General features: G+C 55.3%; 17 protein-coding genes, 2 tRNA genes and 2 rRNA genes (1 of these 21 running past the window's edge). 6 read left to right on the forward strand and 15 right to left on the reverse strand.

Translation table 11 applies throughout. The features are described from left to right. Positions 1-49 precede the first annotated feature (49 nt). From gyrA to ABHV46_RS07355, 5 genes are all read left to right on the forward strand, one after another. Positions 50-2854, forward strand: coding sequence for a DNA gyrase subunit A (gene gyrA, locus ABHV46_RS07335; RefSeq protein ID WP_438384303.1), 2805 nt, complete (start codon positions 50-52; stop codon positions 2852-2854). Then, the gene (gene coaD, locus ABHV46_RS07340; protein ID WP_438384130.1) at positions 2838-3365 is read left to right on the forward strand and encodes a pantetheine-phosphate adenylyltransferase; all 528 of its coding nucleotides are present in this window, start codon (positions 2838-2840) and stop codon (positions 3363-3365) included. The genes gyrA and coaD overlap by 17 nt, the downstream gene beginning before the upstream one ends. A gap of 46 nt (positions 3366-3411) precedes the next feature. Next, positions 3412-3885, forward strand: a complete 474-nt coding sequence (locus ABHV46_RS07345) for a peptidylprolyl isomerase (RefSeq protein WP_336946428.1) — start codon at positions 3412-3414, stop codon at positions 3883-3885. Positions 3886-3984: 99 nt separating this feature from the next. Then, positions 3985-4060 (forward strand) — tRNA-Lys (locus tag ABHV46_RS07350). A 370-nt stretch (positions 4061-4430) separates the two neighbouring features. Next, positions 4431-5945: a hypothetical protein gene (locus ABHV46_RS07355; RefSeq protein WP_438384132.1), complete on the forward strand. Its 1515-nt coding sequence runs from the start codon at positions 4431-4433 to the stop codon at positions 5943-5945. Positions 5946-5953: 8 nt separating this feature from the next. On the opposite strand, the gene ABHV46_RS07360 is transcribed toward ABHV46_RS07355, so the two are convergent. The 11 genes from ABHV46_RS07360 to ABHV46_RS07410 form a co-directional block, all read right to left on the reverse strand. Further along, positions 5954-6820, reverse strand: coding sequence for a DUF697 domain-containing protein (locus ABHV46_RS07360; RefSeq protein ID WP_438384134.1), 867 nt, complete (start codon positions 6818-6820; stop codon positions 5954-5956). Then, a complete protein-coding gene (locus ABHV46_RS07365; RefSeq protein WP_438384137.1) occupies positions 6817-8238 on the reverse strand; it encodes a YcjX family protein in 1422 nt (473 codons plus the stop codon). The genes ABHV46_RS07360 and ABHV46_RS07365 overlap by 4 nt, the downstream gene beginning before the upstream one ends. Before the next feature lie 124 nt (positions 8239-8362). Next, on the reverse strand, positions 8363-9052 hold the full coding sequence (locus tag ABHV46_RS07370) for an IS6 family transposase (protein WP_438384139.1): 690 nt from the start codon (positions 9050-9052) through the stop codon (positions 8363-8365). Positions 9053-9984: 932 nt separating this feature from the next. After that, positions 9985-10692, reverse strand: coding sequence for an ABC transporter ATP-binding protein (locus tag ABHV46_RS07375; protein ID WP_438384142.1), 708 nt, complete (start codon positions 10690-10692; stop codon positions 9985-9987). A gap of 1 nt (position 10693) precedes the next feature. After that, positions 10694-11587 carry a hypothetical protein gene (locus ABHV46_RS07380; RefSeq protein WP_438384145.1) on the reverse strand — a complete coding sequence of 298 codons (894 nt, stop codon included), beginning with the start codon at positions 11585-11587 and terminating at the stop codon, positions 10694-10696. Positions 11588-11596: 9 nt separating this feature from the next. Beyond that, on the reverse strand, positions 11597-12451 hold the full coding sequence (locus tag ABHV46_RS07385; protein ID WP_438384147.1) for a HEAT repeat domain-containing protein: 855 nt from the start codon (positions 12449-12451) through the stop codon (positions 11597-11599). Positions 12452-12665: 214 nt separating this feature from the next. After that, positions 12666-12821, reverse strand: a complete 156-nt coding sequence (locus ABHV46_RS07390) for a hypothetical protein (RefSeq protein WP_438384149.1) — start codon at positions 12819-12821, stop codon at positions 12666-12668. Between the two features lie 223 nt (positions 12822-13044). Beyond that, the gene (locus tag ABHV46_RS07395) at positions 13045-13344 is read right to left on the reverse strand and encodes a putative quinol monooxygenase (RefSeq protein ID WP_438384151.1); all 300 of its coding nucleotides are present in this window, start codon (positions 13342-13344) and stop codon (positions 13045-13047) included. 161 nt (positions 13345-13505) lie between these two features. After that, positions 13506-13703, reverse strand: a complete 198-nt coding sequence (locus ABHV46_RS07400) for a hypothetical protein (protein ID WP_438384153.1) — start codon at positions 13701-13703, stop codon at positions 13506-13508. A 219-nt stretch (positions 13704-13922) separates the two neighbouring features. Then, positions 13923-14303: a helix-turn-helix domain-containing protein gene (locus ABHV46_RS07405; RefSeq protein ID WP_438384155.1), complete on the reverse strand. Its 381-nt coding sequence runs from the start codon at positions 14301-14303 to the stop codon at positions 13923-13925. A gap of 86 nt (positions 14304-14389) precedes the next feature. After that, positions 14390-14848 carry an Lrp/AsnC ligand binding domain-containing protein gene (locus tag ABHV46_RS07410; RefSeq protein ID WP_035774686.1) on the reverse strand — a complete coding sequence of 153 codons (459 nt, stop codon included), beginning with the start codon at positions 14846-14848 and terminating at the stop codon, positions 14390-14392. 134 nt (positions 14849-14982) lie between these two features. Between ABHV46_RS07410 and putA the strand changes: the two genes are divergently transcribed. After that, positions 14983-18552 carry a bifunctional proline dehydrogenase/L-glutamate gamma-semialdehyde dehydrogenase PutA gene (gene putA / locus ABHV46_RS07415; RefSeq protein ID WP_438384160.1) on the forward strand — a complete coding sequence of 1190 codons (3570 nt, stop codon included), beginning with the start codon at positions 14983-14985 and terminating at the stop codon, positions 18550-18552. Between the two features lie 42 nt (positions 18553-18594). Here putA and ABHV46_RS07420 read toward each other — a convergent pair whose 3' ends face one another. From ABHV46_RS07420 to ABHV46_RS07435, 4 genes are all read right to left on the reverse strand, one after another. After that, positions 18595-19308 carry an alpha/beta fold hydrolase gene (locus ABHV46_RS07420; RefSeq protein ID WP_438384163.1) on the reverse strand — a complete coding sequence of 238 codons (714 nt, stop codon included), beginning with the start codon at positions 19306-19308 and terminating at the stop codon, positions 18595-18597. A gap of 576 nt (positions 19309-19884) precedes the next feature. After that, positions 19885-19961: transfer RNA gene (locus ABHV46_RS07425), tRNA-Met, on the reverse strand. A 35-nt stretch (positions 19962-19996) separates the two neighbouring features. Continuing rightward, a 5S ribosomal RNA gene (rrf, locus tag ABHV46_RS07430) occupies positions 19997-20111 on the reverse strand. 116 nt (positions 20112-20227) lie between these two features. Continuing rightward, a 23S ribosomal RNA gene (locus ABHV46_RS07435) occupies positions 20228-22859 on the reverse strand (it continues 108 nt past the right edge of the window).

Here is a 22859-nt window from a genome sequence, read left to right on the forward strand (position 1 = left end):
GCCGCCTGCCGCCCCGACTGACCAGATCCCGGTGACTATCGAGGAGGAAATGCGCTCCTCCTATCTCGCCTATGCCATGTCGGTCATTGTGTCGCGTGCGCTGCCGGATGTGCGTGACGGTCTCAAACCGGTCCATCGCCGCATTCTCTACGCCATGCGCGAAAGCGGCTTTACAGCTGACAAGCCCTATCGCAAATCGGCCCGTGCGGTCGGTGACGTCATGGGTAAATATCATCCTCATGGCGACAGCTCGATCTATGACGCCATGGTGCGTATGGCGCAGTCCTGGTCGATGCGCGTTCGTCTCATCGACGGTCAGGGCAATTTCGGCTCGGTCGATGGCGATAGCCCGGCTGCCATGCGTTATACCGAAGCGCGTCTGGCCAAATCGGCTTCGTTCCTGCTCGACGATATCGACCGCGATACGGTCGATTTCCAGCCGAACTACGATGAGAGCGAGAACGAACCCAAGGTTCTGCCCGCCACCTTCCCCAATCTGCTGGTCAATGGTGCCTCCGGCATCGCCGTCGGCATGGCCACCAATATCCCGACCCATAACCCCGGCGAGGTCATCGACGCGACCCTCGCCCTGATCGAGAACCCCGAGGCCACGCTCGACGATCTGATGAAGATCATCCCCGGCCCCGATTTCCCGACCGGCGGCATCATCATGGGCCGTCGTGGCATCCGGCAGGCTTTCGAGACAGGCCGTGGCTCGGTCCCGATGCGCGCGCGCGCCGAGATCGAGGATATCCGCAAGGACCGTCAGGCTATCGTCGTCACCGAAATTCCCTATCAGGTGAACAAGGCGACGCTGCAGGAAAAGATTGCCGATCTCGTCCGCGCAAAGGAAATCGAAGGCATCTCCGATATCCGCGACGAAAGCGATCGCTCAGGTATGCGTATCGTGATCGAGCTCAAGCGCGACGCGACCCCCGAGGTGGTGCTGAACCAGCTCTATCGCTTCACCCAGCTCCAGACCTCATTCAGCGTCAACTGCCTCGCACTCGACGACGGCAAGCCCCGCACCATGGGGCTCAAGGACGTGCTGGAAGCCTTCATTCGCTTCCGCGAAGACGTGATCCTTCGCCGTTCGCGTTTCGACCTCAACAAGGTACGCGATCGCGGTCATCTGCTGGTCGGTCTGGTCATTGCCGTCGCGAATATCGATGAGGTCATTGCCCTCATCCGTAGCGCCCCCGATGCCGCCACCGCGCGTGAATCGCTCATGGCCCGCGCCTGGAACGCCGCCGATGTGCAGCCGCTCATCGAGCTGATCCATGACGAGGGCAATGTCATCATCGATGGCAAGGTGCATCTGACCGAAGTTCAGGCACGCGGCATTCTCGAACTCCGCCTGCAACGCCTGACCGGCCTTGAGCGTGACAAGATCCAGGGCGAACTCAGCGAGGTCGCCGTCAAGATCAACGACCTCCTCGACATTATCGGCAGCCATATCCGCCGCATGGAAGTCATGCGTCACGAGTTGCTGCTGGCCCGTGCCGAAATCGCCACGCCACGCATGACCGAGATCTCGGACGCGCTCGGCGACCAGTCCGATGAAAGCCTGATCGAACCCGGCCAGATGGTTGTCACCATCACGCGTGACGGCTTCATCAAGCGCACACCGCTCGAAATCTTCCGCGCCCAGAATCGCGGCGGTCGCGGTCGCACCGCCTCGGGGCGCCGTGGTGACGATGTCATCGTCAACAGCTTCAATGCCCATACCCATCAATGGGTCATGTTCTTCTCCTCAGGCGGCAAGGCCTATCGCGAGAAGGTCTGGCGCCTGCCGGAGGCCTCTCCCACTGCCAAGGGCCGCGCCCTGGTCAATCTCCTGCCCGATCTGGGCACGGATTCGATCACAGCCATCCTCGCATTGCCGCAGGAAGAGGAGCAGTGGGAAGATCTGCACCTCGTCTTCGCAACGGCGAGCGGCAATGTCCGACGCAACCGCCTCAGCGACTTCAAGAACATTCGCGCCTCCGGCCTGATCGCCATGAAGCTCGATGAAGGCGACAGCCTCGTGGGTGTCGCCACCTGCCGCGAAGGTCAGGACGTCTTCCTGGCCACGCGCAAGGCCCGTTCGATCCGCTTCCAGATCACCGAAGACACGCTGCGCGTCTTCGCTGGACGCGACAGCTCCGGTGTGCGCGGCATCCGCCTCGCCACGGGCGACGAAGTCAATTCGCTCTGCGTGCTGAACCATGTGGATGCGAGCGTCGAAGAGCGTTCCGCCTATCTCCGCGCCGCCAACGCGAAACGCCGTGCCGAAGCGGCTGCCAATGCCGCAGGCACGGAGGAGGAAATCGAGGAAATCGCTTCCGACGATGCCGATGAGGCCATCGACGCGGGCGACCTGACGCAGGAGCGTTTCGACGAGCTTGCCTCTCAGGAAGAGATCCTGCTGACCGTCACCGATGCCGGTTTTGGGCGCCGCTCTTCAGCCTATGAATATCGTGTCAGCGGCCGCGGCGGTCAGGGCATCGCCAATATGACCCTGACCAACCCCAAGCGCGGTCGCGAGGTGGTCGCCACCCTGCCTACGATCGATGGCACGGATGTCATGATGGTGACCGATGTCGGTCGTCTTATTCGTGTGCCGGTGTCGCAGGTACGCGTCATGGCCCGTCAGGCCAGCGGCGTCACCCTGTTCCGCGTGGGCGCGGAGGAACGCGTCACCAGCATCTTCCCTGTCGCAGAATCCGAAGGCACAGAGGCAGACGACGCCGAAACCTCGCTGGAGGAATCGGACGCCGCTGCCACGTCCGCACAGAATGCGACCGCATCGGAAGCCACGACGCCAGATGATGCAGCGCCGAACGAAGCCGCACCGGATGACAGCGCAAACTGATCGTCTCCCGAACGGGTCGCGGGTCGGGTTCTATCCCGGCACGTTCGACCCGTTCACGCTGGGCCATCTCGATATCGCGCGTCGCGCGCTGTCTCTCGTAGACCGTCTCGTGATCGGGGTAGCGCTCAATCCCGGTAAGGCCCCCCAGCTTCCCATAGACGAACGATGCGCGGCTATCGCCGAGACTTTTGCCAATGAGGGCCTCACCCAGGTGAGCGTCGCTCCGTTCGAAACGCTGATGGTCGATGCGGCCCGGTCGGAGGGCGCGCGGTTCATCATCCGCGGCCTGCGCTCGGAATCCGATCTGACCAGCGAGATGCCGATGGCAGCCATTAATCGCCGCCTCGCCCCTGAGCTTGAAACCCTGTTTCTCACCGCGCGCGAGGAGCATCGTCTCATTGCGTCAAGCCTCGTGCGCGAGCTTCTGGCCTATCGGGGCGATATAACCCCCTATGTGCCCGAGAATATCGCCCGACGTCTCTTGCCCAACGCGCAAGAGAAGCCGACATAGGCCGCGTGGCCTTTTCAGGCCCCGAGCAAACACAAGGATAAGATCAATGTCCGAGACCAATAACCGCCTCGTCATGAAGCTCAAGACCGGTGACGTCGTGATCGAGCTCCGCCCCGATATCGCGCCGCTTGCTGCCGAACGCCTGAGCACGCTTTCCGAGCAGGGCTTCTATGACGGTGTGAAGTTCCATCGCGTCATCGAAGGCTTCATGGCACAGGGCGGCGACCCGACCGGTACCGGCTCGGGCGGCAGCGACCTGCCCGATCTGAAGGCAGAATTCACGCGTGAAGCGAAGTTCGAGCGCGGTACGCTGGGCATGGCCCGCACGATGAACCCGAACTCGGCCAACAGCCAGTTCTTCATCATGTTCCAGCCCACCCCCTCGCTCGATGGCCAGTACACCATCGCAGGCCAGGTCGTGTCCGGCATGGAACATATCGACCAGATCAAGCGCGGCGCCGGTTCTTCGGGCATGGTGAAAGACCCCGACACGATCATCTCCATGCGTCTCGAAGCCTGATCTCAGGCGCCGCGGCCTCAAAAGCCGCATGAAAACCGACTGGACCCGATTCAGTCGGTTGACGGCGTCTGGCTCATATTGTAGCCAGACGCCTCATGTGAACCGGTAGCTCAGCCGGTAGAGCATTCGACTTTTAATCGAATGGTCGTGGGTTCGAGTCCCACCCGGTTCACCACCCCCCATAAAAAATCGAACCGATACGCTTCGCTTGTGTATGATCTGCGTTCGACATGCGAAGTCGGCTCAATACTGCCTCATTCTTAAGACTGCGGCGCAAGCATATCCCCCCAAGTAGCTTGCATCGAAACTCAGTGTCTTCGATTTTCAACACATGATCGCAAGACTATCAGGTAGAGGGCTTCAACAATATTTGGTGACCGGACCAGATATCTCTGGTGTTCTCATACCAGTGAGCCACGATGCGTGGTCTAATACGAAATTATCCAGACAGTAACGCAATCACTTTCGCCCTCATGTTGCGCGTCTTCACAGGCCAATTCGCGACGCGCTATTTTTTCCCGTAGATCCGGTCGAAAACACGCTGCTTGTTACTCTCTCGATTTATCCCGACGCCATTTACAAAGAGCAACACCATGACACGGTCGTGTAAAAGCTTTCTCCACCAGATCCCTGATCGGCTTCCCAACTCACGAAGCAAACTCACACCGAAGCGTCTCGGCCTGCTCGCCTTCTTCAACCTCGCGATTGTCGCTGGCACTCCGATCATCGCGCCCTCCGCTCATGCAGACAGCGGGTCGAACCCGGTCCATTTCTTTGAATTCGATCTCCTCACCGTCGACACAGAGGGCCAGCCGGCCCTTTCTGTCAGTGACAGTCATGGCGTACTTGACGCCATGTTGGCCGGTGATACGGGAAAATTACTCACGATCAGAAAGGCTCTTGAGCAGAACCCCGGCCCTGAACCGGCTTTCAGCATTATGCGCCTCGCTTTATGCGACGCTGCGATCGCAAGAACGCAGGGGGACATCGAACGCTCCACTCGCATTATTCGCGAGGCGTTACAGGCAGCGCAACCGTGGAGCAACCCAGCTCACAGCGTCAATCCCTTCAACTTTATGCTGATGACTCTGCTTTCGGGAAATTTTCTCCTCGAAGGAAATCCGCCCGTCTGGGCTAACGCAAGAACCTATCTTGAGCAGAAGCTCTTCGCTCCCATCCGGGCTCATTATGAGAAGCCCAGCCTGCGCTTCAGCGACGTGGAGCAACTCCGGCTAACAGCTCTTCCCGACGCATTACCTCCCCTCACGGCAAAAGGCCCCCGCCTCGATCACGTATCGTTCAATCCTTTCGCGACCATCATCGATGATTCCACCATGACAACGGCCGCCACGAAAATCGATATCGACGGGAGTGTCTCCCCTGCAATCATCAATACCGGAACAGTGCTGGGCGCCGTCCCCGCCTCCCTCCAGCGCCAGCATCATTGGCCACAGATAGGCACCTTTACTGAATATGGCCCCAGCACGAGGCCACCCAAAATATTCGAAATTATCCGTGTCCCGAGTCTGACGCTGGGACACACCACGTTCCGCAACCAGATGATGATGGTAATCCAGAGCAATTTTGCTGTGATCGGGCTCCAGACACTCGGCATTCTGCGACGTGTCGTCATGAATGAACATGAAATGACCTTTGGACCCGACGTCCCGTTCACATGTCGCCGACACACGTCTCAGCTCTCCAGCATCTCGGGATTCAAGGCTGGCTTGCTATTACCGGTCACGTATGAAGGAAAGCGCAGCATGGCGATCATGAACACCGGGGAAAATTATCCAGAGCCCCTTGTCATCGATGTGGCCCAACTGCCCCACTCTCTCTCCGGATCGAGAAAACAGCAGAAAATCGAAACTGCGTCGGGAACTGAGCAGGAAGAGGGCGTCGCGCGCATCGCAACGCTTGACATCGATGGCCATCTTGCTCATGGCGCGATCCGCTACAGGATCGGCAAACCCGATCAGCTCCCAACCCTGACGATGTCCGCCCTCGAAGGTCGAACGCTCGCCTTCGACCTCCGTGCTGGTGTCGCCTGCCTAGACTGACGGCGCTCTCACTCCGGCGGTAAGGGCGAACACGCAACCCCGGTGGCCCGGCCGAGTACGATCAGACGCCGTGCGGCCACGGCGCCTCCCGCCATATCACCGGCAAGATGCGTCAGAAGCGGGCTGCTCAGAACCGCATGGGCCGCCGTATTGACCGCAGCCTCGGTGACCGCCGTGGCCGTAGCCGACAAAGCGGTCCGCCTTAGGAGGCCCAGCGTCGCCAACAAGCCCGGCCGTACCCCGTAAAGTGTTGCAATCTGCCGGATCAGACGTACTGCGCGCCATGTGATCAAAACGACGACGAGCGCAGGCGCCGGTGTTGCCGCCATGCCTGCCACGACCTGGATGGCCGCCCTCCTGCTGAACGCATCGACCTGCGCCCGGAGCCTGTTTTCCACCCCCGTTCGCAACAGAGACAGCACCGCATCAGGATCGTTCAACGCATCGAGTGCCGGACGAAGCGCCTCTCCATTATCGACTTTGGCAAGCCAGCGTCGCGCAGCATGAATCCGGGTGGCCGCATCGTCCGAGACCAGATCACGGCGCATCGCGTCCACGGCGCGCAATCGCGCAAGCCCAACCAATTCGCGCCCGATACCTGTCAGAACCAGCCCAAACCCGCAAACCGCAATTCCCAGGGTCAACCAGCCTAGCCATACGGCACGTGCAAACTCGGCCGCGACGAAGTTCCCCGTTGCAAGTCCGGCAAACCCCAGCGCCAGGACCACAAAGCCCGACAACACCAACGTCGACGTTCGCAGACCGAGCGACCGACGAACCGGCATGAGCTGCGGTGGCGGCTCTAGATCGAGACGAGGCGCATAATCCGCCTCTTTTTCGATGCGCGGCTGTATCAGCTGTTTGTGGTCGGTCACAGCAGGTCCTCCAGCAGAAACCCCAGCAGGGCATCGAGACCGATATTCGGGATACCTCCCTTTCCATCGGAGCGTATCCGTGCCGGTTCGAAAGTCGGCAATGCCAGAAAAGGATGCGTCCAGAAGGCCTGATCCGGCGGCGTGTCCGGCACCTCCCCCGGATAGGAGCGCGTCATGCTGTCATCGCCCAACCGCCGTCCGCGCACGGCCGAAACGGGGTGACCGTCCAGTGACCAGACAAAATCCTCTGTACACCGTGCAGCGGCCACCGCAAAAACTGACCGCTGGGCGTTCCCCACCAATGTCGGCTGATCTGTTTCGGTACGAGTCAGCACATCCATCAAGCGCCGGAGATTCCCGCGCTGCCGTTCGGAAACATGATCGGCCTTGCTGGCGACATAAGCCACACGCCGGATCGTGCGTGACGGCAGACGGCCTTGGGCCAGAGCACCGATGGTCTGAAGCCAGGAGCCTTGCCACCGCAAGGACGAGGCGGCAGCGGACAAGGCGTTGCGGGCATCGTCAAAAGCCTCACTCCCCTTATGCAGCGCCCCAAGGAGGTCCGCCAGAACCACCAGACGGTCGATCTGACCGAATAACGGCGCCACAAGCCCCGTACGCACCGATGCGCGATAGGCCTCGCAACGCTGCTCGAGCAAGCTGCATAACCCGGCGCGGCGATCCATTGGGAAAAACGCCATCCATGGCGGCTGTGGGCCGGGGCCGGGCATCAGAAACCGTCCGGGTTGCAACCACGAAAGACCGTGTTCGATCCGAAGGCTCGTCAACGCGCGAACAAATAAATCATGACCGCTTTGCGCCAGCGCGTCGGATGCCTCGATCGAAACCGGCAGAGCATCGACGAACTGGAGAAACGCTCGCACCGCATCTGTGTCAGGACCTGCGCGCAAACGTGTCAGTATGGCCCGCGACCAGACGTCGAAATTCTGGGTCAGCATCGGCAGATCGAGCAGCCATTCCCCGGGATAATCGAGAAATTCCAGCCTGATTTTTCGTGCGGGCAAGCCGGGCCGACCTACTTCCAGATCGAGCGCAAGCAAGGCGGTCGCATCGGTACGATCGGGCCAGCGTGGCGGGTCCGCCGCAAGAGCAGCAATATTCGCAGCGAACGGAAAACGCGGCAGCGAGCTTGCCCCTGCTTCCGCCAGACGCGCACGCCTGATCCGACCGCCGAGAACACCCGGTGTCAGTACTGTCGCTGCCAATGCCGTCAGCAGCACCGTCTTCCCCGCTCGGGCAAGGCCCGTGACACCGATCCGCACCGTGCGCGGACGCCACCAATCCAGAGGGTTACGTTTCAGCTCGCTCAACTGTCCTGGCAGATCAAACCAGCTTTGCGGGGCCTCTCCAGCAGTCGACGCGGGGAGTGCAGGGTCGTGGGGTAGATCGCTCGCCATACCTATACTCCCCGGAAAGCCGTTAATCGTCGGTCTAGTGTGTGGCTGTAGGCCGAGCATGGCAAGCGGCAGGGTGATGTCACGTTAAGTGGTATGAGATAGATGAAGCCCTCGGAAGGGACATTCAGGCGCTGAGAACGGTCGCGCTGTTCCATTGGGCGAGAGCCTGGACACGATGGAGGTGCCGAGAAAGAGCGGTGGTAATGGAGGCGGGCGGGACAAAGAGATTTCGGATGGCTGAGAAGGCGGAGACGAAACGCTGACACCCGCCCGGTGAACGGAACTTCTGCATCATGCGCTCGCGTTTTTGCAACGGCAGATGACTGCTCTCCGCCCGGTCGTTCAGACCCTTGTGCGAGAGATACCGGATCGAGAGACTAAGTTTGCGCCTCGCTGCCCCGTAGGATTTCAGTCTGTCGGTGATCATGCGAACGGGGCGCAGCCCCTGCTGTTTCAGCAGCCGCGTCAGGAGACGCCTTGCGGCTTTTGCATTCCGCCGTGTCTGGAGGATCTCGTCGAGAATAGAACCGTCCTGATCCACTGCACGCCACAGCCAGTGAGGCTTGCAGCGGATCACAATCCGTACATCGTCCAGGTGCCAGACATCATTCGGTTTTGCCGACTTACGACGCAGGGAGCGAGCGTAGGCTGTGCCGAACTTCAAGCTCCATCGACGGATGGTCTCATACGAGACGACAATGCCCCGCTCGAGCAGCATTTCTTCGACAAGACGAAAGCTCAAGAGAAAGCAAAAGTAGAGCCACTCAGCATGAGCAATCAGCTCAAACGGGAAACGGTGCCGTTTGTAGCTCACGCATGACGCTCTGATCACCAGCGTCTAACATGCCGCAGTTAACGTGACATCACCTGATCGGATTATGCTCCAGCGTGTCGGTCATGACTGGCGGGGTGCGTCTGCCGCGTCTGGCCGGGATCACCGGGCGACCGCTTATGGCTCAAAATAGCGGGTCAAATACCTGCTGATAGTGAGCCTATTCGCGAATAATAAAGATGAGTCAATTCTAAAAATTCATTCCTATTCTACGCGCTGAGCTTTCACATCTCGAAAATAATAATATACCCAATGTGGAATATATAAATATATTCGCAATTGCAAAATAATAGTTGCAGTCTACAGAACTCATAAGGGCAAAACCAGGGATAGAAACTAAAAATACGTTTTTTAAATCGGGATAGTTAACAATGCTTCCAGCTGACATGGCGATTAATAGAGCGAACTGAAGTGGTATAAGGACAATAGCCGATGGCTGAATGCGGAACGATATACTCGCGCCTATTAGGCCAAGAGCAAATCCAGTGATAAGTGATAATATCATTGTCACGATTATATCAATAATGTTGACGTATTGCCCTCTAACTAGGACTAGTAAGAGCACATACAATAAAGAAGAAAATAGAATTCCATGGATCATACCTATTAGTGATCGCGCTAGAAATATGCTTCGGATATTTTCTGAAGCCATAAATATCCGCTCAGCCACGCCGTTTTTGACGTCGCGATCAAATTCTAATGCTGAGTATAAAAGCCCATTAGATATGGTTGTCCATACAACAAAAGAAGACACAGAATTTTTTATGCTTATGGAGCTATGAGGCATAAATTTTATTATGGCCTGATACGCAAAAAACATAACGACAGTTAATATTATTCCAAACAAAAAATTGTATTTCTCAATCTTGAGAATGGTATAATATCTGAAAAGTTCAGCTCTAAGTATCATTTTATTACCCTACCATTGACTTATACGTAGTAAGAAGATGCTCCTTATCTCGTTCCTCAACTTGTTGAAGAGTACCTTTATGTAATAAAAAGATATCATCCGAGACCTGTTGAACGAAATCAAGGTCGTGGGATGCTATCACAGTAGTGACATTCATCTTTGACAGCGATCGAACGTAGCCGGAGAGCCGTTCCACTTCTAAAGGATCTAATCCTAAGGTAGGTTCATCAAGAATGAGATATTGGGGATTGTTCAAGAGACATAGCGCGAGGGAAACTCTCTGGCGCTGACCACGAGACATTTGATTCATCTTCTTGTAAAGGAATGATGTGATATCGAGAGACTCAGAAGTACTTAATATTTTTTCTTTTAGTTCCATTTTGATATTGTGATTTATGCTTCCAAAATACTTCAGATTCTCATAACCCGACATAGTCTTGTAAAACGTCTTGTCGCCCTCAAGGGCGACACTGATTTTACGCCGAGCATGATGCGATTTGAGAGGGCAGATACCATCAACGGTAGAGACGCCAGACGTCGGCTTCAAAAGACCGCATATTATCTTCAGGAACGTGCTTTTACCGGCGCCGTTTGGACCCAACAGCGAGATTGTGCGGCTACCGCCAATCTCAATGTTTATGTTTTTCAACACATACGTGTTGGGTGCATCTATCTTGTATCTGTGAGAAACGCTATCGACTATTATAGACATATTAAGCCAGCTTGGTTATGTGATCGAAGTATTCAGCGGTTTTCTTGGAGATATCTGATTTAACCTCATCTGCAATAATGTCGCTAAATTCTGGTCTTAGTCTTGATAGAGAAGAAAATGCTTCGGCTCGAGTCCTGGCGCATGTATGTTTTTTTGACAAATTATCTAATATATCGATACTGTTATCATTTCCTAAAAAACCAGCCATTCTTATCAGGTTAGCTCTCTTATTATTATTGTCGTCTGCGAAATGATCTATTGTATCGTCGTGTATATTATAAAACAATTGTTGCTCTGAAAGATGCTTCTTATTAAAGGGAAGAATATTTAGAGAAATAGAAAGATCTTCGGGGGGAAATTGCGTGTGCACGTCTGTCTTTGCTCTAAATGCCATTACCTTATGAGCTGGTAGTGTTGTGTCTTCTTGGAATTCCAGAAAGGCTTTTTTGCCTGGAATACCAAAGCTTTTTTCAACATCCCTGTTATAAATTTCAGTTCTATAACCCGAACCAAAATATCCAACAGTAATGAAATCAAAATTATGGTCGTGTGCTGAGTGATATGAGAATAGCCTCTCTTCCAAACTCTTCCTTTTCGTCGATCCTCTCAATGGAATCCAGATATTGGCTCGAATTATGAAATTTTCGCAGCTATATAGGATCATAGACTGTGGAGTATATGTATTCAGACTCGTTCCGGAGGCATACCGCTTCAAATCGTTATTATATGACTCAATTAGGAAATTTCTATTTCTGGAAAGTTTCCGAAGAGGCTCAGCTAGGCTGCAAAGAGACGAGAAATCGAACACGTCACAGTCTTTCGTCGCATAATCGACAAGCTCAGGCAATTCGATCGTATCGGAAGAAAGATTGTAATCTTCTAAAGTTACGGACATTCATCTCTCCTAGGTTTTAGACAGCTCTCGGCTTGCCGCATGTCGTATGTGCGAGTGTTCATCATGCAAAAAAGTATTTAGTATTTTTTTTGCTTGCGTATTATCGATTTTTCCGATGTTCTGAAGTGCCTTCCACCTCACGAAATGGTCTCTATGCTTAGAAAGCTCTGTTAGAGCAGAAAGCGAGTCCGTATTTTTGAATGCTCCCACGGCATCCATCAAGCTACATAACTGGCTACTTATTGGACTGACCGCCATTGAGGACCATGGGCGTAAGGTTGTACGATCAAAAGACCATTCTAAGGCCTTGAGGGATTTTGTTGTTATTCTCAAAATATAACATTTATCGTCATCTTTATTATTTCTATAGTCTATAGACTCGGAAAGACCGTTTCTTGTAAATATATCTCCGCCCAAAAATAGTCTTTCTTCTGAGAGACGAAGGGTTGCTTCTCTGTCATACTCGTCTATATTGACCTGTGAAGTTGTTTCATACTTAGAAATGAATACTTCGCTACCGCAAAGCGGCGTTCCGATAATATGGGCTGGGTGCAGATAAAGAAACTCGGGGGGAGAATTTATCTTCGTGACCGTTATAGAAAATTCTTGAGAAGAAAAAATTATTAGTGTATCACCAGTGAATATTCCAAGCCTTTTCTTTTGATCCTCAAGATAGAAAATCATAAACTTATTTATTTGTTCTGAAATAAGATTATTTCTATAAATTGCCTGCAATTCGCTTTCACATTGGAAAAAATTTTCTTCTTTTATTTTTGAGTGGCATTTCCCGATCAAATCCCATAACTCAGGTATTATGAGACTATACATTTGATTCTCATAATCATTTCTAGGGTGTATATCCATGACCACCTCCAAATCTATTATAATGGGCTATTAATGAATAGCCCATTATAATAGAGAATTGCTGTTTACTCTGCGAGAAGCCAGATTGCTACAATGGCTGCGCCGCATGGGGCTCCACCCACTGCGTCCGACGCTCCTGTCATAAGAACATGATCGTCAAGATCAGAAATATCCATCTCATTATATTCCATTTTGATATACTCCAGCTAATTTATTATTCTGCGAGAACGAAAATGACGCCTGCAATGGCTCCGCAAGGGAACCCACCCACTGCGTCAGAAGCTCCACACATCATTACATCATCCTCCAAGTCGCTCAGGCTATTAACTGAGACCTCAGAAAATTCGTTATGCACCTTCTTGTCGCTCATGATTCTATCCTCCTTAAGTTTGATAGGTCTTTTCCAAGTCGGATCGTTCTAGATCCGAATAAGTTTAGGAATATCAGTTACATTTGAGTCAATAACGAAATTATAACGTTACGAAACGTTAAGGTGAGGCTTGGGCCAAGGCCGCGTTGACAAAGTGTCTGTAGGATCAGGGTGAGTGGTGATGTCACATTAATTGCGGCAGACATACAGTCTGAGGAACGCATCAAGTCGCCCGCGGGTGCCCGACTTCATAAACGCACAAGTTTCGATCTTTGATCTCAAGCTCAGGCCAGGCGGCCCGCCACTCGGAAAGATGCACGGACAGGAAATGGCGGTCGAGCGCGGCTTTATCTCTCCACAATTCCTTGACGTGGATCAGACCGGGATCGAACACGTCCTCGGCGTAACAGTATTCAGCACAACCATCCTCACACCGGCTGACCTCAGCCATACGCCTCATGATGGGACGAGCCGCATCTAGGTTTGCGGCCGGTAAGCGAATGGTGCCTAGAATAAGGAGCATATCGAACCGTATCGGAACCGCTCTGTCGTGGGAAGAACACGGTCGCTCAACGGCGCCGTCACGCCCGAGGACTGCATCGCGAAGTGCCGACCAACTCGCCGCTTTAGGTACGAAACGCTGACGGCACCCTCAAATCGCCTCCCCTGACGTTCCGAGATTCTTCATTCCTCATGAGCGTTCTTAACGCTCTCGATCGGTCGACACGGCGCATCGGACGTCCTTATGCTGTCGAGAATACGGATCTGAGCGCGCAGGTCGCGGCAACGCAGATAATGTCGTGCCCCTTCGACCAGAAGGCAGAGTAAGAAGAAAGCCAGAAAAAAGAGCGCGATAAGCGCACTCATATCGCTGTCAGTCATGCTGCAGCTCCTGTCTGATACAGGATATATGTTTGTCAGACAAACGGATTGGATGCAAGCACTATGTTTGTGATACAAACTTAAATTGCTGCTGAAGACTTTATCGCTGCTTAGGCAGGCGCACCTATCTTCAGAAGTCCTTTTTCTGGGCTTCGGGAATGCCCACCCCACCAAAGTGCCACTAAATACCGCAACTGAAATTGTCTCGAACCAACTTAATCAGCCGGCTTTAGATGAGCTCGTTTTTTCAGCCAGTTCCTCGGCGATGGTGAACATGGCAACTCTCTGTCCTGCGTTCATGGCCCGCCACATGCAAAGAAGCGATCTTTCATCAGTGTCTCCAGCGAGATCACGGGTGCTATCGACTACGGAGAGCGAGAGGCCAGTAAGATAGTCGAGAGAAACACCGTAGAATTCGGCGAGCTTGAAGGCTGCTTCGACGCTGATCCCTGTTTTGCCACCCTCGGCATTGGCGACGTGTGATCGTGAGACGTCCGCTGCCGCAGCTACATCCGCCTGGGTTAATCTGGTTCCCAGTTCAGCGGATTTGCGCAGGCGAACTGCCTGCAATCGCTGCGCCATGATTTTTCTATCGAACATGACCACATTTTAGCGCAACCAACTTCGAATTGAGTGTGCCTCACAAACAAAACGCTTGTGGATGATTATGTTCGTGTGACACACTTTTAAATTGGCAATTCGAGATCTGCCTTCACTTCTTCCATGACGGTATAAGTGTGCGTCTGGCGCACCCCCGGCAACCGCGTGAGGGTTTTCCCTAAAAATGCGCGATAAGCGTTCATATCTCGTACACGCGCCTTGATCAGATAGTCGAAGCCTCCGGCAACCATGTAGCACTCGCTTACCTGCGGGATCGCCTGCACAGCTTTGGCAAATTGCTCAAAAATATCCGCGCTGGTTCGGTCAAGCGTCACCTGCACAAAGACAAGCAGACCCAGATTGAGAGTCTCAGGATCGAGACGCGCCATATAGCTTTTGATGACGTCCGATTGCTCCAGCTTGCGGACGCGTTCCAGAGTGGCCGCAGGGCTCAGATTGACCTGCCGGGACAACTCGACATTCGTCACACGGCCGTCTTTCTGCAAAACCCTGAGAATCCTGCGGTCGATCTCGTCGAGCACCATAACCCACTCCGAATATAGTTCACCAAAACGCTGATAGGCGAAATTATATAAGGCTGAGGCGATATTATTCCATAGCTCATTTGGTTATATGATCCTTAAGGGATCATAAATAACCCATAACGATACAGGCTTGCATGAACGCTCCTTTCTCTGCCTTTCGCTCGCTCGTCCCCGAACGCTCCGCCCTGCGCCAGGCGATTACGGACAATACTCGTGCAGCAGAGACAGAGCGCGTCGCCCTGCTTTCAGAACAGGCCGTTCTTACCCCCGATCAGGGTCGGCAGGCCCATGAAACAGCCCGGCAACTGGTCGAGGCGCTGCGCCGCAAAGGCACGCCCGGGCTCGTGCAGGGGCTGATTCAGGAATACGACCTTTCCTCACAGGAAGGGGTCGCCCTCATGTGCCTCGCCGAGGCACTGCTCCGCATCCCCGACACCGCCACACGCGATGCCCTGATCCGGGACAAGATCGCGAGCGGCAACTGGCATGGCCATATCAGCAAGGGAACATCGCTTTTCGTCAACGCGGCCACATGGGGTCTCATCGTCTCCGGCGGTTTCCTCTCCACCACCGAGACAAAGCGTCTGCCAAAGGTGCTCGACACCCTGATGAAGCGTTGTGGCGAGCCCGTCATCCGGCGCGGCGTCGATATGGCAATGCGCCTGATGGGCGAGCAATTCGTCACGGGCCAGACCATCGACGAAGCGCTCAAGAACGGTCGCAAGCTCGAGGAAAAAGGCTTCCGCTACTCCTACGACATGCTTGGCGAAGCCGCGATGACGGCTGATGACGCCTCGCGCTATTATCGGGATTACGAAAAGGCCATTCACGCCATTGGCAAGGCTGCCAACAAACAGGGCGTCTATCGAGGGCCCGGAATTTCCATCAAGCTCTCCGCCCTGCATCCGCGCTATACGCGGCTGCAACGCGAACACGTCATGACCGAATTACTGCCACGCGTCACCGAGCTCGCGCGTCTGGCCTGCGCCTATGATATCGGCTTCAACATAGACGCCGAAGAAGCCGACCGTCTCGAACTTTCCCTCGATCTGCTGGAGGCTCTTTGCTTCGACGAGGCGCTGAAAGACTGGAAAGGCATAGGGTTCGTCGTTCAGGCCTATCAGAAGCGCGCGCCGTTCGTACTGGACTGGATCATCGATCTCGCCCACCGCAGTCAGCACCGAATCATGGTCCGACTGGTCAAAGGCGCCTATTGGGACAGCGAGATCAAACGCGCGCAGACAGACGGTCAAAGCGATTTTCCGGTCTATACGCGCAAGCTCCACACAGACATCGCCTATATCGCCTGCGCGAAGAAGCTGCTCGACGCACCCGATGCGATCTTTCCGCAATTCGCCACCCATAACGCCCAGACTCTGGCCAGCATCTACGCCTATGCCGGTCCCGAATTCTCTACTGAGCGTTACGAGTTCCAATGCCTGCATGGCATGGGCGAAGGGCTCTATAACGAAGTCGTCGGTCCGAAAAAGCTCGACCGTCCGGTACGCATCTACGCCCCTGTTGGTACCCATGAAACGCTTCTGGCCTATCTCGTGCGACGTCTGCTCGAAAACGGTGCCAACTCTTCCTTCATCAACCGCATTCAGGACGAGTCGATCTCGGTCGATGAGCTGATTACCGATCCGGTCACCCTCGCCCAGAACGAGGCTCCCAGCTACGCCATTCCCCTCCCCCCCGAACTCTACGCACCCGAACGGCGCAATTCGGTGGGTCTGGATCTCAGCGACGAGAACACCCTGCGTCATCTCGCAGACACGTTCCTCACCTCCTTTCCTGCTCCAGAAGACGCGGAGGGCGAGTGCGTCACCAATCCGGCCGATACGAGCGATATCGTCGGCCATATCCGCTTTCTCTCACCTCAGGAGATTGATACCGCCATTGCCCGCGCTGAAGACGCGTTCCCGGAATGGTCGCACACGACGCCCGATCAGCGCGCGCTCCTGCTCGAAAAAACAGCCGACGCGCTTGAAGCCGAAACGGCACAGCTTATGGCGCTGATCATTCGCGAGGCTGGCAAGACGCTGGCCAATGCCGTGGCTGAAATCCGCGAGGCGGTGGATTTCCTGCGCTATTATGCCGTACGCATCCGCGAGCAGGGCACGGCCGCCCGTGCGCTCGGGCCGGCCACCTGCATCAGCCCCTGGAATTTTCCTCTCGCCATTTTCCTCGGTCAGGTCTCTGCGGCACTCGCAGCCGGCAACACAGTGCTGGCCAAACCGGCTGAGGAAACCCCACTGATCGCGCGCGAAGCCGTGCGTCTGCTGCACATAGCGGGCATCCCGCAGCATGTCGTCCAGCTTGTCCCCGGCGATGGCAAAGCAGGAGCGCAGCTCGTTGGCGATGCGCGCATCACCGCCGTGCTGTTCACCGGCTCGACGGATGTGGCGCGCCTTATCCAGAAGCAACTCGCCGGTCGCCTCAACAGCGACGGCACCCCGGTGCCGTTTATCGCCGAAACCGGCGGTCAAAATGCCCTGATCGTCGACAGCTCCGCCCTGACAGAGCAGGTCGTCACCGATGTTCTGGCCTCGGCTTTCGACAGCGCCGGTCAGCGATGCAGCGCCCTACGTCTTCTCTGCGTGCAGGAAGACAGTGCCGACCGCGTTATAACCATGCTCAAGGGCGCAATGAAGGAACTGCGCACCGGCACGCCAGAGCGCCCGGATACCGATGTAGGCCCGGTCATCACTGCGGAAGCGAGGGAGATGATGCTGGCGCATGTCGATACACTGGCCGGTCAGGGGCATCGCGTGTTCCAGACCATGCTGGCTCCCGAGGCGGCAAACGGCACCTTTTTTCCGCCGACCCTGATCGAGATAAGCTCGGTTTCCGACCTCAGGAAAGAAGTCTTCGGCCCCGTCCTGCATGTTCTACGATACAAGCGTGACGCCGTTACCGACGTCATGAAGGCCATCAACGCCACAGGTTATGCCCTGACTTTCGGTATCCATTCCCGCATCGACGAAACGATCGAGACCCTCAAAGCCCAGAGCCATGCGGGGAATGTCTATATCAACCGAAATCTCGTAGGCGCCGTTGTCGGTGTGCAGCCCTTCGGCGGTCATGGTCTGTCGGGTACAGGCCCCAAGGCAGGCGGCCCCCTCTATCTCCGGCGCCTGCTCAGCCGCAAGGCGCCGCTGGAGGCCGCACTCTCCCATCGGACAGCACCCCTCTCAACGCTCTTCGCCGACTGGGTCGCAACTGCTCTGCCCGAGGTAACGGCCATTACCTGCGACAACACGCCCCTCGGCACGTCGCTTTCGCTTACCGGCCCCGTGGGCGAAACCAATCTCTACACACTGTCACCACGAGGCACGGTCCTCTGCGCTGGCCCGACGAGAGAGGATCTCTGTAACCAGATCCTTACAGCAATCGCTACCGGCAATCGCTGCGCCATACCACGCGCGCTTCTCGCCACTCTGCCGGAACGTCCCCCCGGCCTCGGCGATCGTCTTGTAGAAGCCGAAAGCGTAGACATCATCGATGTCGCCCTGACAAATGGAGACCAGAGTTTCCGCACGTCACTCGGCGCAGAACTGGCGGCACGCGAAGGACAGATCGTCGCCCTCCACGTTCCGGATGAAGCCGGACTTTACCCGCTCGAATTTCTCGTTCTGGAATATGCGTGTAGCACGAACACGACCGCTGCAGGTGGCAACGCTGCGCTCATGGCCAAGGTCTGAAGAAAGCCGCCGATCTGAGACTCACTCTCTCCGGTCGGGCTTTTACGCCAGTTCCGCTATAAATGACGCCACTCGCTCGGGGTAAACGACCTCGGCATCATGCGGCAAAGCCTCCGAGCGATAATCCCATCCCTTCTGCGCCCGGGCATAGGCACGGCTCGGTTCGATCGAAGCCAGAGCCGGGTTTTCATAAGCGATATAGGTCACCGGCAACCCTGTCCCGGCTGGCCTGCTCAAACGCACAGGCGTCTCATAGGTGCCAACAGGATGCGGTCGCAAATGCGCGACGAACCACGCCTTGCGTACCGGATCGGGAAAGGTGATAGCCGCACTGGGCGGAACCGGAAACGCAACATCCGCCCCATTAACCCGCACACGCTCCCGTCGGGTCTGCGCCATGGCCGGTGGCAGAATATCGAAACCCGTCTTTCCATCCAGAGCAATAAGCGCATCGAGATAAAGCAGACGGCGTATGCGTGAGCCGAACCGATCGGCCACACAGGTCGCGACTAGCCCCCCATAGGAATGCCCGACAAGAAGCACGTTCTGAAGATCGCGCATCTTGATGGTCGCGATAATGTCTTCGATATGGGTCTCGAGCGTGATCTCGCGCGACAGCAGATGGGCCCGATCGCCCGTACCCGTTAAGGTTGGCGTAATGACCTCGAATCCCTGCGCGGTCAGAAGCGGCGCGACGTAATGCCAGACCCAACCGCCACCATTCAGACCGTGAACCAGCACGATAGATGATCGCATCGGCGCCCTCTGCACAATAGAAGCACCCCCGAGCGCGGTCGCCACAGGTAGTGCAGTCAGAACTTCACGACGCAGCAAGACAAAAACTCCCCGCGGACCTGAAGCGCCTATTATCTCATTACATAATGCTCACAAACAAGGGGCGCGTTCTCTCGTGGCACTGTTGTGATGTGCGGTGTTTGTGTTGAGAGCGCGCATTGTCTGCCTGATTGACGCGTTCTGTAAGGTGGCATCGTTACGGCGCGTATAGGGTTGGCCGTTGTTCTTCGAGACTAAGCCCTGGAGGGTCAACAATGGTGGCTGATAATCGTGAGATGACGTTCTAATTTTCAGCCATGCGCCCTCTGAGCTATTTTGGAGGCTGGATGCTTTAGAGCGCGGTGTTTATCCGGAGGGGTGCGCTGGCTGTTTGACTGATGCGATCTGGTTGATCAAGTCTGGCTTGGATATCCAGTGACGCGTGTAGATTGCGCTGACCCCCAGTCCTGCCTGTATTGAGTGCTGAGGGGGATCCCGGAACGCAAAAGGACGTCTCTAGCGCTGACGCTGAGACGTTGAATGGGAATTTTTTGGATATGGTTGCGGGGGCAGGATTTGAACCTGCGGCCTTCAGGTTATGAGCCTGACGAGCTACCGGGCTGCTCCACCCCGCGTTGGGTGGGGTGTTGTGTGTGGGGTGGATCAGGGGACCTGGCGGCGACCGACTTTTCCGCATCTTAAGATGCAGTATCATAGGCGCTGGGGCGTTTCACGTCCGAGTTCGGGATGGGATCGGGTGGAAGTCTCCCGCCATAGCCACCAGGTCTTCTGATCCACCCGACCTCTGGTGTGTCGGTGTGGGAGGTTGGTGTGTTTGTATGATGAGTATGTTTTGCGTGGATGATTGCTATGCATGTGTATGCTCTGTCTTGCAGAGCGTTGTGTGAGCGATATGGGCGATTAGGACCGGTTAGCTTCACGTGTTACCACGCTTCCACACCCGGCCTATTGACGTGATGGTCTTTCACGGCCCTGTGAGACCTAGTTTTGAGGTGGGTTTCCCGCTTAGATGCTTTCAGCGGTTATCCCGTCCATACTTAGCTACCCGGCTGTGCCGCTGGCGCGACAACCGGTACACCAGAGGTATGTTCATCCCGGTCCTCTCGTACTAGGGACAAATCCTCTCAAGTCTCATACACCCACGGCAGATAGGGACCGAACTGTCTCACGACGTTCTAAACCCAGCTCACGTACCACTTTAATCGGCGAACAGCCGAACCCTTGGGACCTGCTCCAGCCCCAGGATGTGATGAGCCGACATCGAGGTGCCAAACCTCCCCGTCGATGTGGACTCTTGGGGGAGATCAGCCTGTTATCCCTAGAGTACCTTTTATCCGTTGAGCGATGGCCCGTCCACGTGGGACCACCGGATCACTATGGCCGACTTTCGTCTCTGTTCGAGCTGTCACTCTCACAGTCAGGCGGGCTTATGCCATTGCACTCGACAGTCGGTTTCCGACCGACCTGAGCCCACCATCGCGCGCCTCCGTTACACTTTGGGAGGCGACCGCCCCAGTCAAACTGCCCACCATGCAGGGTCCCGGACCAGGCTAGACTGGTCTCGGTTAGACATCAGAAAAATTCAGGGTGGTATTTCAAGGACGGCTCCACCGAAGCTGGCGCCTCGGTTTCATAGCCTCCCACCTATCCTACACAGGATGTCTCTGATGCCACTGCAAAGCTGCAGTAAAGGTTCATAGGGTCTTTCCGTCTGACCGCGGGTACCCCGCATCTTCACGGGGAATTCAATTTCGCTGAGTCGATGCTGGAGACAGTGGGGAAGTCGTTACGCCATTCGTGCAGGTCGGAACTTACCCGACAAGGAATTTCGCTACCTTAGGACCGTTATAGTTACGGCCGCCGTTTACCGGGGCTTCAATTCAATGCTTGCACATCTCCTCTTAACCTTCCGGCACCGGGCAGGCGTCAGGCCGTATACGTCGTCTCTCGACTTCGCACAGCCCTGTGTTTTTACTAAACAGTCGCTACCCCCTGGTCTGTGCCACCCGCATCTGGTTGCCCAGAAACGGGTCTTGCTTATCCCGAAGTTACACAAGTAATTTGCCTAGTTCCTTCAGCATCGTTCTCTCAAGCGCCTTGGTATTCTCTACCAGTCCACCTGTGTCGGTTTCGGGTACGGTCTATACGCCAGAGCTATTTCCTGGAATGCTCCAAAAGCCTGGTCAATCCAATAAGACCAGACAACATATCGCATTCGTCACTTCTGGCAGGCCCAGTAATATTCAACTGGTTCCCATCGACTACGGCTTTCGCCCTCGCCTTAGGGGCCGGCTCACCCTGCGTGGATTAACCTTGCGCAGGAACCCTTGGACTTTCGGCGACAGTGTTTCTCGCACTGTTTGTCGCTACTCATGTCAGCATTCGCACTTCCGATATCTCCAGAGAGGGTCACCCCGTCTCCTTCGCAGACCTACGGAACGCTCCGCTACCGCGCATATCAAAGATATGCACCCACAGCTTCGGCACGTGGCTTGAGCCCCGTTACATTTTCGGCGCAGGGTTTCTATTAGACCAGTGAGCTATTACGCTTTCTTTAAAGGATGGCTGCTTCTAAGCCAACCTCCTGGTTGTTTTGGAATCCCCACATCCTTTCCCACTTAGCCACGATTTGGGGGCCTTAGCTGGTGGTCTGGGCTGTTTCCCTCTCGACAATGGACCTTAGCACCCACTGTCTGTCTGCCACGCTCATACTCCTCGGTATTCGGAGTTTGGTTAGGTTTGGTAAGACTTTGGGTCCCCCTAGCCCATCCAGTGCTCTACCCCCGAGGGCAATACGTGACGATCTACCTCAATAGATTTCGCGGAGAACCAGCTATCTCCGAGTTTGATTGGCCTTTCACCCCTAGCCACAGCTCATCCCCGACTTTTTCAACAGGCGTGGGTTCGGCCCTCCAGTGCGTGTTACCGCACCTTCAGCCTGGCCATGCTAGATCACTCGGTTTCGGGTCTTCTGCCAGCAACTCATTCGCCCTATTCAGACTCGCTTTCGCTACGCCTACACCTACCGGCTTAAGCTCGCTGCAAACAGAAACTCGCTGACCCATTATACAAAAGGTACGCCGTCACCCCATAAGAGGCTCCGACTGCTTGTAGGCATCCGGTTTCAGGTCTCTTTCACTCCCCTCATCGGGGTGCTTTTCACCTTTCCCTCACGGTACTTGTTCACTATCGGTCATCAGGGAGTATTTAGGCTTGGAGGGTGGTCCCCCCATGTTCAGACAGGGTTTCACGTGCCCCGCCCTACTCGAGAACCATCATGAACACTACGCATACGGGGCTATCACCCATTATCGCCGGACTTTCCAGACCGTTCTGCTTCTTTCACAATGATTACTGGCCTGTTCCGCGTTCGCTCGCCACTACTAGCGGAATCTCTGTTGATGTCTTTTCCTCCAGGTACTGAGATGTTTCAGTTCCCCGGGTTCGCCTCATACCCCTATGTATTCAGGGCATGATACCTATCGCTAGGTGGGTTTCCCCATTCAGATATC

Source organism: Asaia sp. BMEF1, assembly GCF_051628905.1.
Lineage (GTDB): Bacteria > Pseudomonadota > Alphaproteobacteria > Acetobacterales > Acetobacteraceae > Asaia.

What these genes read in the sequence shown, in the direction of transcription:
- ABHV46_RS07395 (WP_438384151.1), bottom strand. Translation starts at nt 13,344, where the DNA reads ATGCTCCTTATTCTAGGCACCATTCGCTTACCGGCCGCAAACCTAGAT.
- ABHV46_RS07365 (WP_438384137.1), bottom strand. Translation starts at nt 8,238, where the DNA reads ATGGCGAGCGATCTACCCCACGACCCTGCACTCCCCGCGTCGACTGCT.
- ABHV46_RS07400 (WP_438384153.1), bottom strand. Translation starts at nt 13,703, where the DNA reads ATGACTGACAGCGATATGAGTGCGCTTATCGCGCTCTTTTTTCTGGCT.
- ABHV46_RS07380 (WP_438384145.1), bottom strand. Translation starts at nt 11,587, where the DNA reads ATGTCCGTAACTTTAGAAGATTACAATCTTTCTTCCGATACGATCGAA.
- gyrA (WP_438384303.1), top strand. Translation starts at nt 50, where the DNA reads ATGCGCTCCTCCTATCTCGCCTATGCCATGTCGGTCATTGTGTCGCGT.
- ABHV46_RS07345 (WP_336946428.1), top strand. Translation starts at nt 3,412, where the DNA reads ATGTCCGAGACCAATAACCGCCTCGTCATGAAGCTCAAGACCGGTGAC.
- ABHV46_RS07405 (WP_438384155.1), bottom strand. Translation starts at nt 14,303, where the DNA reads ATGTTCGATAGAAAAATCATGGCGCAGCGATTGCAGGCAGTTCGCCTG.
- ABHV46_RS07420 (WP_438384163.1), bottom strand. Translation starts at nt 19,308, where the DNA reads ATGCGATCATCTATCGTGCTGGTTCACGGTCTGAATGGTGGCGGTTGG.
- ABHV46_RS07410 (WP_035774686.1), bottom strand. Translation starts at nt 14,848, where the DNA reads ATGGTGCTCGACGAGATCGACCGCAGGATTCTCAGGGTTTTGCAGAAA.
- ABHV46_RS07390 (WP_438384149.1), bottom strand. Translation starts at nt 12,821, where the DNA reads ATGAGCGACAAGAAGGTGCATAACGAATTTTCTGAGGTCTCAGTTAAT.
- putA (WP_438384160.1), top strand. Translation starts at nt 14,983, where the DNA reads ATGAACGCTCCTTTCTCTGCCTTTCGCTCGCTCGTCCCCGAACGCTCC.
- ABHV46_RS07385 (WP_438384147.1), bottom strand. Translation starts at nt 12,451, where the DNA reads ATGGATATACACCCTAGAAATGATTATGAGAATCAAATGTATAGTCTC.
- ABHV46_RS07375 (WP_438384142.1), bottom strand. Translation starts at nt 10,692, where the DNA reads ATGTCTATAATAGTCGATAGCGTTTCTCACAGATACAAGATAGATGCA.
- coaD (WP_438384130.1), top strand. Translation starts at nt 2,838, where the DNA reads ATGACAGCGCAAACTGATCGTCTCCCGAACGGGTCGCGGGTCGGGTTC.